The following is a 12,097-nucleotide window of genomic DNA, read 5'->3' as shown; positions in this document are numbered from 1 at the left end:
TCCACCGTCCAAGGCTAGAACTCTAAGCTATTGTGTTCCCAATCGGCTGTCACGCAGAAAATGAGGGACAAAGCCCTACTGCCAGTTAGACGGAAATTGAGGAAGATTTAAGAATGTCAATTGACCAACTTCAGCCTGCAAACCAAGGGGACGTCAGCGTCTATATGCCCTACTACCAGGGTACTAAGCGCAATATGTTGCCTTTGGCAATAAGCCTTTATCAAAAAGGGTCTTTAGAAGGGAATCGCAAAATAGAAGGCGGCGAGAGCATTCCTTTTGTTGCCACTTGGTATGTGTCTAGGCTCCCATTGGATTTGACCCGGTGTCGGTTGCAGTTTGATGGAAATGCGGAACTGAGTTACGAAGTGATGATGGCAAATTCAGAGTTAGTCGATTTTTTAATTGATGTAATTCTGAATTTCAAGCGCACTCGCACAATCGACTTTTCCCAAGCGTTCTATCGTAAGCTGCTACGAGCAGATGGTTGAACACTGTAGAAATGAGGAGTGAGGGTGTGCCAAAAGCGGCTAAATATTTGCTTATCGGGTCAACAGAAGCTTACAGCGGCAAGTCAGCGACGATCCTGGGGATTGCCCATCAGCTGAAAGAAAAAGGGCTAGATATCGCCTACGGGAAACCGTTGGGCACGTGTTTAAGTGAATCGCAAACAGATGCGATGGAAGAGGATGTCCGGCTACTGGCTCAGGTATTGAAATTACCAGAAAACCGAATTCGACCGACTCTGCTGTCTCTAGATGAAGAGACGATTCAACGACGCTTATCTGGGGAAGACCAGACGGATTACCGTCAGTCTCTGGAGCAGTATCGGCGGGTGCCTAGTGCCCCGATGGTGTTGTTAGAAGGGCCAGGAACCTTGGAAGAAGGCAGCTTGTTTGACTTGTCACTGGGACAAGTTGCTGAGGCGGTTGATGCGGCAGTTTTACTGGTGGCGCGTTTTCACTCGGTTCTGTTGGTGGACGCGCTGTTGTCAGCCAAAAAGCGGCTGGGCGATCGCTTAATGGGTGTTTTGATCAACGATATTCCTCCCGCGAATCTGGAAGCCGCCGAGACGCTGGTGCGACCGTTTCTAGAGCGACAAGGGATTCCTGTGTTGGGAATGCTGCCGAGAAGCGAGTTGCTGCGGAGTGTCAGCGTTCGGGAATTGGTCAGCCAATTGAAGGCAGAAGTTCTGTGCCGTCCAGATCGGTTGGATTTAATGGTACAAAGCTTGACAATTGGCGCAATGAATGTCAACTCTGCGCTGAAGTATTTCCGCAAGGGAACGAATATGGCAGTGGTGACGGGAGGCGATCGCACGGATATCCAGCTAGCCGCCTTGGAAACTTCCACCCAGTGCCTGATCTTGACTGGGCAATTGCCGCCACAACACTTTATCCTCAGCCGCGCTGAAGATTTAGAGATCCCGATTTTGTCGGTTGACTTGGATACGCTGACGACTGTAGGAATTATTGACCGTGCCTTTGGTCAAGTGCGGCTACACGAACCGATTAAGGTCGAGTGCGTTCGCCAGATGATGGCTGAAAACTTCGATATTGAGCGGTTAATGGCGACTTTGGGTTTAGAACCAGCGGTTACGGTGCAGTAAGCGAGTCCGAAGCATGGTGAATGTTGAGTTCTGAGTTAGGAATCCTTTTAATTCAAAACTCAAAATTCAAACCTTTTCAGAGTGACCAATGACCAAAGTTATTGTCTTCGGCAGCATCAACATGGATCTCGTGGCGCGATCACCTCGATTGCCAGTTGCGGGTGAAACGCTGCGGGGTCATAACTTTTTTACGGCGGCGGGCGGGAAAGGGGCGAATCAAGCGGTAGCAGTGGCGCGCCTGGGGATTCCGACTCAGCTGGTGGGGCGTCTGGGTGCCGACAATTTTGGACGCGAACTCCTCGCCAATCTTCAAGCGTCTGGTGTCGAGACTGGGGCTGTCTTGGTGGATGAAGCGGCTCATTCTGGCGTTGCCGCGATCGCGCTGGGCGACGCTGGCGAAAATCACATTATCATCGTTCCCGGTGCCAATGGGCGAGTGAACGAGGAGGATGTGGGACGCCTGAGTGATTTGTTGGACGGTGCGGCTGCATTGCTACTTCAATTCGAGATTCCGATGCCAGCCGTAGTTGCAGCTGCTAAGGCAGCGCAACAAGCCGGGGTTCAGGTCATTCTCGATCCCGCACCGGCTATAGAGCTGGGGGATTTTGCCTCTCTCCTCTATCCGTTCGTAGATATCATTACCCCCAACGAAATTGAGGCGGCGCAGTTGGTAGGCTTTGCTGTGGATGGGCAAGAAACCGCTGCCAAGGCAGCCGCCGCATTACGTCAACAGGGCGCGGATACTGCAATTGTGAAACTAGGCGATCGCGGTGTCTTCTGTGCCACAGAGGCGGAAACGTTCTTCGTCCCCGCTTTTCCCGTTCAGGCAGTTGACACCGTTGCGGCTGGGGATGCGTTTAATGGGGGATTGGCAGCAGCTTTGGCTTTTGGGCGTTCTCTGCGGGAGGCAGTTGTTTGGGGTGCTGCCGCTGGTGCGATTTCGGCAACTATTGCCGGTGCCCAGCCTTCTCTGCCGGATAGAGAGACGTTCGACACATTTCTCAGAGAACGAGGGATTCTATAGTTGAGTGGAAAAAGGGAAGAATATTCAGTAGATTTTTATGATTAATGGCCTATTTGGTAACGATAATTCCGCCTTTTCAAGGTATACTTAAATAATGGGAATCTGTCTCAACTAAATATTAAAGCTCAGTTCTTCCTTATCGAGTTCATTCTATCAAAAAAAATTAATAAGTTCTAGAGGATAAAACAAAAAGTTTTCCCTGTTGAGTTGAAGTTAAAAACTATTTTTTGGAAAATTACTTGCCAATATCCTCATTCCATAACTGGGAATTTTTCTGGATGAAATCGCTCATCAACTGCTTACAATCATCCAGGTTTAAATCAATCACTTCAACGCCGTGAGATTCCATGAATTCCTTGGCACCGGAGAAAGTTGCAGATTCACCGGCGATGACTTTTTTAATCCCAAATTGGACAACAGCACCCGCACAGAGGTAACAAGGCATCAAGGTAGAGTAAAGCGTTGTATCTTTGTAACTGCCTATTCTGCCAGCATTGCGTAAGCAATCGATTTCTGCGTGGGTAACAGGGTCGTTGTCTTGGACGCGCTTATTATGTCCTCTACCGACAATTTGCCCATCTTTAACTAGAACTGAACCAATGGGAATTCCCCCCTCCCTGAGTCCTTGTTTAGCTTGGGCGATCGCATCTGTCATAAAGTCGTCCATAACAGTTTAGTTGTCGAGAATTCAGTTTTTTTTAGAATACTGCTTTTCTGTGCAAAAGGCTCGGTTTTAAACGCAAAGGTACGCAAAGGTAAGCGCAGAGGTACGCTAAGTTTAGACTTTGCGTACCTCAATTGATAAGGATGGGTTCTATGAGGTGAGTACGCCGGAATGTCCGGGGATGTCTCCTAGCGGTTCGCAGCGTCCACCTAAGTATTTAGAGAGAAACTCTTCTGCGATCGCGTAAAAGTGCAATCGGTTTTCGGGACGGGCGAAACCGTGTCCTTCGTCGGTGTAAAGGGCGTACTCTACAGGCTTATTTGCCTTTTGCATCGCCTCGACGATTTGTTCGCTTTCCGCCTGTTTCACCCGTGGATCGTTAGCACCTTGGGCGATTAGCAGTGGTTTAGTAATCCGGTCAACGAAAAATAAGGGCGATCGCGACTTGAGAAATTCTTCTTCCGTCTCCAAGTTGCCAACCCGATAGTAGAAATTCGCCTTCAGCGGTTCCCAGTAGGGCGGGATACTTTGCATCAGCGTAATCAGGTTACTGGGACCCACGATATCTACACCACAAGCAAAGACATCCGGCGTAAAAGTTAATCCCACTAGGGTTGCGTAACCGCCGTAGGAACCGCCCATGATAGCAATCTTTTGCGGGTCGGAGATGCCTTGTTGCACCAGCCAGTTGACGGCATCAATGAGATCGTCGTGCATCTTCGCCGCCCATTCCCGGTTGCCAGCGTTGACAAAGGCTTTACCGTAGCCGGTGGAACCCCGGAAATTTACTTGCAGCACCGCGTAACCCCGGTTCGCTAACCACTGCGCTTGCGGGTCGTAACCCCAAGTATCTCGCGCCCAAGGGCCGCCATGAACCAGCAACACGGTTGGTAAATTTTGGGCGGTTATTCCTACAGGTGTTGTTAGGTAGCCGTGAATCGTCAAGCCGTCTTGGGCTTGGTAAGAAATCGGTTGCATGGATGCCAGCGACAACCCTTCGAGTGTGGGTTTGTTGCTGAACAGGAGGGTGCTGGTTTTGGAATCTCGATTATAGGCGTAGTAGTAGACTGGGCCATCATCGGTGAGGAAAGCGACTAGCCAATTTTTGTCGGCAAGGTCACGGGAGGAAATGCCGAACTCTCCGGGACGAATTTGGGCGATCGCTTCAAAATCTGCGGCGATACTTTGGTCAAGTACCTGCCATTCTTGTTTCTCTTTGTAGAAAGAAACCGCCTGGATCACTCGTGTAATCGGGTGAATGACGATACCGCCTAGATCGTATTGCGGATCTTCGGCAATGACTGTTTCTTCGCGAGTAGTGACATCGAAAGCAATCAGGCGACTGGCGTTGGCATCGTGACTGCCGCTGATATAAAGGGTTTTGCCATCTTCCGAGAAGCTGACGGCACCGCCTTCATCATCTGGACCCCAGTGACGCAGCGTTTCCCAATCGCCTTGGGTTGTTTCCCGGAATAACAGGTCAGAACCCCCATCAGGAGTTGCAGCGGTGGCGGCACGTACCTGGAATTGGGCGTCTACTGTCCAGCTAACTACATTGCCTGGGTTTTCAGCGTATAAGTCAACCGCACCGTTTGCCAGGTTAATGCGGTAAACGTCAAACTTTTGCAAGTCCTTCAAGTTCATCCCCACCAGGACTTGATCGGGAAACTTGGGGTCAAGATCCACTGGCTGTGCTTTCACCCCTTGGAATGGCGTTAAGTCGCGGACAATATTGGAGTGAATATTGACCGAATAGAGGTGAAAGTTTTCGTCGCCATCTGAGTCTTGCATATACATCAGCTGGTCGGCGTTATAAGTCCAGAAGAAAATCCGGATACCGCGCTTCTTATCTGCGGTGAGTTGGCGGTCGTCTTCCTGTCCGACTGTCCGCAACCACACCTGCAAGACATTCTTTTCGTCGGGGGCGATGTACGCCAGATACTTACCATCCGGTGAAAGTCGCGGACTGGTGCGTTCTGGGTTGCCGAAAAGAATCTCGCGGGGAATCAGCGGCGGTAGTTGGGTTGCCGATCGCTCAATAGTTGATTGCATTTTTACCTCTTACTACTCGATCTCCTTATTCTTACTTTGCTCATAGAACTCGCGAATCCCCCAGTATGGTTAACCGACCCGATAAAGAGCGATGGCGTTTCTTTTGCTGGGGAGAATGCGATCGCTTTGGCTGTGGCAGGGCGAGGATGCGATCGCGTGCCGATACAAATTAGGATAGCCAAACAGTTGTCTTGACGACGCTTGTGGATTAAATGACATATCATACGACGTAATATATGATGTGTATAATATTGGCACGCTGAGGAAGAATCAATGGCACGTTACTCCTTGAACTTACCGACTCAGTTAAAGCAAGATGCCGAAAAATATGCAGCTTCCCAAGGTGTTTCGCTAAATCAATTCATTTTGTGGGCTGTGGCAGAGAAGGTAGGGGCGCTAAGCCAGCAACTCGACGATCCGGCATTTCCTGAAATTACATACCGTCGCGGCGCTAGCGGTCAGCCAATGCCTTTTCTGCGCGGGACTGGCTTGCGCGTGCAGACAGTGGTAGTTGCTGCGAAACTTTGGGGTTTATTCCCGAAGGAGATTGCTGCTGAGTATGGGTTGAGTGAGGCTCAGGTGAAGCAGGCTCTAGCTTACTTTGGAGCGCACGCGGCGGAAATAGAGATGGCGATCGCATCTGAAGAAACTCTTGAAGCGGCAAATGTCTAAACCGCTGTTGCACCTTGATGCCGATACATCTATTAAAGCCCTACATCAAGCCTTAATTTCTCGCGGTCACGATGTCACCCGAACACCAACTGATTGGATGCCTTTAGATGCCAGCGATGAGGCTCAGTTATTAGGGGCTACTGCACAAGGACGGTGTATCTTTACCTTTAACATCCGCGATTTTTTGATTTTAGCCGAATACCCCCAACATGGCGGCATTATCCTGGCGGCTCAAAGCAGTTGGACACTCTCGGATTTAATTGCTGCTCTAGATCGCCTGCTGTCAGAGACACACGCATCTGAGTGGATCGGGCAAGTACGCTGGCTGAACCAGTGGCGAACATAAGCGATCGCACTTTGTCTTGGTGAAGGATGCGATTTACTGGGTTTGCTCTGTTCGCTTTACACACGATGCCTGAAATGAACTGGGAGAATTTTGAGTATGATGAAATTACCATACCCAAAACTCATACTGATGCAGAAAGTCACAATCTCTTTAGAAGATGACATCCTGCGATTTGTAGATTTGCAGGCAAAAGGCAACCGCAGCGCCTATATTAATGATCTGCTAGCAGAACACCGCCGCCGTATTTTGGAGGCACAAATGATTACCGCCCTCCAACAGGATGCTAAAGATCCAGAGTACCAAGCTGAAATTGCAGCTTGGGATAGTGTCGCTGGGGATGGCATGAATGCCAGCGAGTAACTTAACTTATCGGCGGGGACAAATCCGTTGGGTGACGCTCGCTCCGACAGTAGGGGCTGAGGCGCAAAAAACCCGCGCTTGCTTGATTGTGCAAAATGACATTATGAACCAATATGGGCTTCTGACAATTGTGATGCCGTTTCGACCGGGAAAGAAAGAAGCCCCCTACGTTGTAAATGTCAAAGCAACACCCTCCAATGGATTAGACCAAGACCGTTTTATTGATGTCGGGCAAATTCGTGCTGTCGATCATCGTCGCGTTTTGGGTTTGGTGGGTGTGCTAGAGGAAGAATACTGGGAACAGATTCGCTTTAGCTTAAATGTGGTTTTGGGGTTTGCGATCTAAAGGTATCAAGGAATTAGAGAAAAAATTAGAAGAATGCGATCACGTTTCTTCTGTTGCGGAGAATGCGATCGCGCTGCTGTGGGTTGGGAAGGATGCGATCGCGTTTTCGTATGAGATGGGAAGAGTGCGATCGCGTTTTTGGTATTGAGAGAATGTGATCGCGCTTTGTATTGAAATCTTTGTAAATTCGCGTTGCAACTCACTCTATTAAAATAATCGGCTAATATATAAATCATTATGAAAGCACTCTCTATAGTAGCGTTTTATGGCTATAATCCCAGGAACAATCATAAATAAACGTTATGAAATTATTAAAGAGCTAGGAAAAGGGGGGTTTGGTACGACTTACCTAGTTAAAGACACAAGGCGATTTGGCAGTAAGTGTGCTCTTAAACACCTTAATCCTGATGATCCAGTAAATTTCGTAATAGCTAAAAAATTATTTGAGCGTGAGGCGCAAACCCTATTGAAATTAAATGAGCCACCTAGACATGACCAGATTGCCCTGTTCTTCGATTACTTTGATGAGAATCAAGAGTTTTACCTTGTACAAGAGTATATCGAAGGTCATCCCCTTATTGAGGAACTACCAGTTGGAAAAAAGCTTGATGAAAATAAAGTTGTCTGTTTTTTAGAAGATGTATTGAAAATTCTGAAATTCGTTCACGGTAGAAAGGTGATTCACCGTGATATTAAACCTGAGAATCTAATCAGGAGAGACGGGGACGGTAAATTAGTCCTCATTGATTTTGGTGCAGTAGCAGTAAAAACAGCTCTTGCACGTTCAGCGAACCCTACTAAACCGACAATCATTGGTACACTTGGTTATGCTCCTAGAGAGCAACTTCAAGGTAAACCAGAATTTAACAGTGACATTTACGCACTGGGGATGACTGCAATTCAAGCAGTGACAGGAGTGTATCCTAATAAATTACCAACACATCCCTGTAAGGCTGAAGTTATATGGCGAGATAAGGCACAGGTGAGCAATGGACTTGCAAAAATTTTGGACAAGATGGTGCAGGATAACCATCAGCAACGATACCAGTCTCTAGAAGAAATTCTCAATGAATTGCAAAAATTGCAAAAAACTCAGCGCCTACCTAATCCCAATCCAAAACCCTTGATTCCGCTATGGCTGGCATTTGTAATATTAGGTTCTATAGTAGCGATCGCAGCTCTGGGCGTGGGATTTATAATTTTCAAATCTCCGGCTCCTCCCTTACCTCCTCAGCCAACTTCCTCCCCGTCACCAGATAATAATCAGTCGTCTCCAACACCTAGTCCGACGACAAGCAATTCAGAGCCAAGAAGTATCTTCTTACGTCCTGAGTCGCCTCAGCCAACTTCCTCCCCTTCACCAATTAATAATCGACCATCCCCAACATCTAGCCCGACGACAAGCAATTCAGAGCCAAGAAGTATCTTCTTGCGCCCTAAGTCATCTCCAGCAACATCTAACTCAGTGTCTCCGAGTGAAAATCCTACGCCTCCCTGACGAGAAAATCAGTGCTTAGTCTGGAAATAAACATTTGGTATAAAATGTGGCTGGATGAAATACTTTTGTATTATGATTGATGGCTAGAAACATTAAGTTCGCTAAAGTCCAGTCGCAAAAGAAGGAGCCTTACAAATGAAACTTAAACAGAGTGTATATATTTTTTTTGCATCTGCTGTGACAGCAGTATCTACAGCTACGTTCAGTATTCCTGCTATCGCTGACACACCAAGCGTGAGATTTGAGTGTCAAATGATACAAAACGCACCAACCACAGTAATCATAACCTCTCAATTGCAGAAGCAGTTTATCCGCTGGGTCGATCCTTACTTCAGCAAAAAGGGCTTTTCTCCGTTAGTAAGATGTGAGCAAGTGAGTGCAAGACTGAATACCTTGTTCAGCCAAAACGATCAAGTTATCACTCATGGGAAGATGAATGATCTGCCGGTAATCTGCACGACAAATAGCGTCGGCAAGGGCTGCAACAACCTAATTTACACGCTTAAGCCTTCCCAAGATCCCAAGATTGTTCTAGAAGATATATTCGCAATGACCGACCGGAACTTCTCAGGTCGACCTTTAAAGGAAAGTTCCTGCGCTACATACATTGATATCAAAGCTTGGGTTCAAACCCAGGGTCGCGGTGCATACGCCAGACAGGTTTGCAGCACTCCATAGCCCATACTTTTATGAACCGGACTTTTACCCTATTTATGAACATAGCCTGCGTGGGGTTTTTCTTCTTGGAACCGTCCATGCAGGCTCTTACTTTGGCTGGTCCTGTCGGAAAATCTCCACCAACTGCTCAGCCCATTCAGCTAGGTACACTAACCCAACTAACAGAAGATGAAATACGGGATAGAACCCGAATGATTACAGTTAGAGTCTTTTCAGGAGATCCTCAGAATGGGGTGGAAATTAGTGGTTCAGGAATTTTGCTCGACCGACAAGATCCAACATCCGACCAACCATCATACCTATACTTAGTGCTGAGCAATGCCCATGTAAAGTCATCCGCCAATGAGTATTATGTCCAAACTCCTGACGGTTGGCTTCACAAAGCATTGCCACATCCAGAAGCAAAACAAAAGTTTGGGGACAACGATCTTGGATTATTATGGTTCTCCAGTGGTTATCATTATGAAAAAGCTGTAATAGGTAAATCATCAGACTTAAAAACTGAAGATAAGGTCTTTGTCGTTGGGTTCCCTTGTGAATTAACATCGCCTAGTATGGCGTGTCCAGCAGAGTTCACATTTACATCTGGTGCAGTATATTTAATCAACAAGCCTTTAGTTAACGGTTATCAGCTCGGCTACACTAATGAAACCAAGGAAGGAATGAGTGGCGGTGCTGTTATGGACGTTGCTGGACGGCTAGTGGGTATCAATGGCAGAGGAAAATATCCACCAGGAAACCGCCAATACACCTTTGCGGATGGTTCTGGCTCCCCTCCAGAAGTTCAGAATCTAATGAGATACTTAGCTTTAGGAATTCCAATAGAAACTTATCTAACCCTAGCCCCGAAGCAGCTATTCGCTAAAATAAAATCCCCAACTATAGAGACTACATATACGCTACGTCATCAAGAACAAAATAATAATTTAACTTTAATAATAAGTGGTATGACGGGCATTCTAATCTTAACAATCTTATTAGGGTATCTTCTATGGAGTAAGTATAAAAGTAGGATAAGAAACGAGAAAACCTACCAATATTTGGGTCAAATTTTTATAGATCAGAGTAATCAAAAAGTTGAATTTATAGTAAATGAGAATAATAAAACTATATTAATTAGTAACAAACCGCAAGATAATAAATATAATAGATTCATAGAACGGGACATTGGAGGAATAAAAATATTAATTGATAGTAGTGAAATTTTTTGGGGAAATAATAGACTAAAACCTAAAGCAACATCTTTTAACAAGAGTTTTAAATTAAAATTAGTAGATCGCCAAAATCCTAAGCATTGGATTTTATATAAGAAGAAGGAATCCCAAGAGGATTTAGTTATGATAAAGTTTGATAATTATTAGGTGTTAAGCTAGGAATAATTAAAATATGCTAAGCAAAGTTTGATAATTATTAGGTGTTAAGCTAGGAATAATTAAAATATGCTAAGCAAAATAGAAAAAAAAATATTTTCTGTTTTTATTTTAAATTTAGTTTTAGTAAGTTGTGGGCTAGAGCAGGATACAGATCAAAAGACAACTGTTCTTATTCGTGGAAGAAATGGGACTGGCTCTGGGGTAATCATTCACAAAGATAATGATATCTATTCTGTCCTGACTGCTAAGCATGTTGTGGGTATCCAACCCGGAAAAATAGATGATCCATACCAGGCTATAACCCATGATCAGGTAAATCATCCAATTAAAAATATACGAAAAGACCCAAAGCTAGATTTAGCAATTATAGAGTTTGATAGTCCGGGTAAAAAGTATCCGGTTGCTAAATTGACAAAAAGTTTATTTGAAAATAAACCTGTTCATATTTCTGGATGGAAAGATTGTTCACAAAAGGGTTACGAATTTAACACGGGAAAAATATTAAATATAGTTAAGTCAAAAGAGGAGGCAGTTACATATATTAAGAATCTTAATAAAAAAGTGCAAAACCAAGAGAACAATGATATAGAAAATTATAAAGAAGACGATTATCAAGAAGGTTATAACGTTAAATATACGAATCCAACTATTAGAGGTATGAGTGGCGCTCCCGTGTTTGACGACAAGAGCCGAGTTATAGCTATTCATGGTAAGCCAGGACTAGACAAAGAAAATAGCTATGACTTTGGCTCTTGTCTACCTCTGAGTGAGAATTTAGGCAATAATTGGGGTATTTCTATTAACAAATTTTTGAGTTCAAGTCTACGCCAAAGTATGAAGTTAGAAGTAGAAGATTAACTTTTAACGTAATAAAGCTACAGAAATCCGAAGATAGGTATTAGCTTGGCAAAACGAGCCTGATAAATTTAACTTTTGGTCATGAGTTTTAGGAAGAGTGTAACCCGTGTTCCACTTATTAAACACACGGGTTACACTCCCACCCATCCTTCTAGCCAAAATCCGCATTATGGCAGACGTGGGAAAAACAACACTTGGGTAAAATCGGACAACTTAAGTGCCGAAAATAGGGAAATATGGCAAATCTGACACAAGAAAAGTGTATTGCCTGTCATAAGGATGCGCCACGCGTTACTGAGGCGGATATCGCAGAACTGAAACCAGAGATTCCAGATTGGAACATTGTGGAAGAGGAGGGAGAATCGCGGCTTAAGCGCACCTACAAGTTTGCAGATTTTCAGACGGCGCTAGCTTTCACTAATAAAGTCGGCGAAGCAGCGGAAGCGGAAGGGCATCACCCGGCTTTGCTGACGGAGTGGGGTAAGGTGACGGTGAGGTGGTGGACTCACGCGATTTCTGGTTTGCACCGGAACGATTTTATAATGGCGGCAAAGACAGATCGGATTGCCCCGGAATTTACTCAAAAGTAAGCTCCTGGAACGTTTGGAGCCTGGGCAAAC

Annotated in this window: 16 protein-coding genes; 13 read left to right on the top strand and 3 right to left on the bottom strand. The window is 45.6% G+C overall.

Annotated elements, in window-relative coordinates; translation table 11 throughout:
- The first annotated feature begins 113 nt into the window (after positions 1-113).
- The 3 genes from ebsA to rbsK all read left to right on the top strand — a co-directional run bounded on the left by ebsA (position 114) and on the right by rbsK (position 2,630).
- The gene (gene ebsA, locus H6H02_RS03420) at positions 114-488 is read left to right on the top strand and encodes a type IV pilus biogenesis protein EbsA (protein ID WP_190814669.1); all 375 of its coding nucleotides are present in this window, start codon (positions 114-116) and stop codon (positions 486-488) included.
- A gap of 26 nt (positions 489-514) precedes the next feature.
- Positions 515-1,606, top strand: a complete 1,092-nt coding sequence (locus H6H02_RS03415) for a DRTGG domain-containing protein (protein WP_190814858.1) — start codon at positions 515-517, stop codon at positions 1,604-1,606.
- 88 nt (positions 1,607-1,694) lie between these two features.
- Positions 1,695-2,630 (top strand): ribokinase, encoded by a 936-nt coding sequence (gene rbsK / locus H6H02_RS03410; protein ID WP_190814668.1) that lies wholly within the window; start codon positions 1,695-1,697, stop codon positions 2,628-2,630.
- Between the two features lie 235 nt (positions 2,631-2,865).
- Here rbsK and H6H02_RS03405 read toward each other — a convergent pair whose 3' ends face one another.
- From H6H02_RS03405 to H6H02_RS03395, 3 genes are all read right to left on the bottom strand, one after another.
- On the bottom strand, positions 2,866-3,297 hold the full coding sequence (locus H6H02_RS03405) for a nucleoside deaminase (RefSeq protein ID WP_190814667.1): 432 nt from the start codon (positions 3,295-3,297) through the stop codon (positions 2,866-2,868).
- Between the two features lie 147 nt (positions 3,298-3,444).
- Positions 3,445-5,346, bottom strand: a complete 1,902-nt coding sequence (locus H6H02_RS03400) for a S9 family peptidase (protein WP_190814665.1) — start codon at positions 5,344-5,346, stop codon at positions 3,445-3,447.
- A 69-nt stretch (positions 5,347-5,415) separates the two neighbouring features.
- Positions 5,416-5,565, bottom strand: a complete 150-nt coding sequence (locus H6H02_RS03395) for a hypothetical protein (protein ID WP_190814663.1) — start codon at positions 5,563-5,565, stop codon at positions 5,416-5,418.
- Between the two features lie 54 nt (positions 5,566-5,619).
- Here H6H02_RS03395 and H6H02_RS03390 point away from each other — a divergent pair, with 54 nt between their 5' ends.
- The 10 genes from H6H02_RS03390 (at position 5,620) to H6H02_RS03345 (ending at position 12,067) form a co-directional block, all read left to right on the top strand.
- The gene (locus H6H02_RS03390; protein WP_190814661.1) at positions 5,620-6,018 is read left to right on the top strand and encodes a DUF433 domain-containing protein; all 399 of its coding nucleotides are present in this window, start codon (positions 5,620-5,622) and stop codon (positions 6,016-6,018) included.
- A complete protein-coding gene (locus H6H02_RS03385; RefSeq protein WP_190415305.1) occupies positions 6,011-6,364 on the top strand; it encodes a DUF5615 family PIN-like protein in 354 nt (117 codons plus the stop codon). The genes H6H02_RS03390 and H6H02_RS03385 overlap by 8 nt, the downstream gene beginning before the upstream one ends.
- A 129-nt stretch (positions 6,365-6,493) precedes the next feature.
- Entirely contained in the window at positions 6,494-6,724 is a 231-nt protein-coding gene (locus H6H02_RS03380; protein ID WP_190537032.1) for a CopG family transcriptional regulator, read from the top strand.
- On the top strand, positions 6,711-7,070 hold the full coding sequence (locus tag H6H02_RS03375) for a type II toxin-antitoxin system PemK/MazF family toxin (protein WP_190814659.1): 360 nt from the start codon (positions 6,711-6,713) through the stop codon (positions 7,068-7,070). The genes H6H02_RS03380 and H6H02_RS03375 overlap by 14 nt, the downstream gene beginning before the upstream one ends.
- Positions 7,060-7,218, top strand: a complete 159-nt coding sequence (locus H6H02_RS03370; protein ID WP_190814658.1) for a hypothetical protein — start codon at positions 7,060-7,062, stop codon at positions 7,216-7,218. The genes H6H02_RS03375 and H6H02_RS03370 overlap by 11 nt, the downstream gene beginning before the upstream one ends.
- Positions 7,219-7,335: 117 nt before the next feature.
- The gene (locus tag H6H02_RS03365) at positions 7,336-8,568 is read left to right on the top strand and encodes a serine/threonine-protein kinase (protein WP_190814656.1); all 1,233 of its coding nucleotides are present in this window, start codon (positions 7,336-7,338) and stop codon (positions 8,566-8,568) included.
- Positions 8,569-8,703: 135 nt separating this feature from the next.
- Positions 8,704-9,246 (top strand): COP23 domain-containing protein, encoded by a 543-nt coding sequence (locus H6H02_RS03360; RefSeq protein WP_190814654.1) that lies wholly within the window; start codon positions 8,704-8,706, stop codon positions 9,244-9,246.
- Positions 9,247-9,323: 77 nt separating this feature from the next.
- The gene (locus H6H02_RS03355) at positions 9,324-10,607 is read left to right on the top strand and encodes a serine protease (protein WP_190814652.1); all 1,284 of its coding nucleotides are present in this window, start codon (positions 9,324-9,326) and stop codon (positions 10,605-10,607) included.
- Between the two features lie 78 nt (positions 10,608-10,685).
- Positions 10,686-11,477, top strand: coding sequence for a serine protease (locus H6H02_RS03350; protein ID WP_190814650.1), 792 nt, complete (start codon positions 10,686-10,688; stop codon positions 11,475-11,477).
- Positions 11,478-11,713: 236 nt separating this feature from the next.
- On the top strand, positions 11,714-12,067 hold the full coding sequence (locus H6H02_RS03345) for a 4a-hydroxytetrahydrobiopterin dehydratase (RefSeq protein WP_190814648.1): 354 nt from the start codon (positions 11,714-11,716) through the stop codon (positions 12,065-12,067).
- Positions 12,068-12,097: the final 30 nt, after the last annotated feature.

It is taken from the genome of Coleofasciculus sp. FACHB-1120 (assembly GCF_014698845.1).
Lineage (GTDB): Bacteria > Cyanobacteriota > Cyanobacteriia > Cyanobacteriales > FACHB-T130 > FACHB-T130.
Note: the sequence above shows the minus strand (reverse complement) of the source record. Positions and strands in the feature narration are given on the sequence as shown.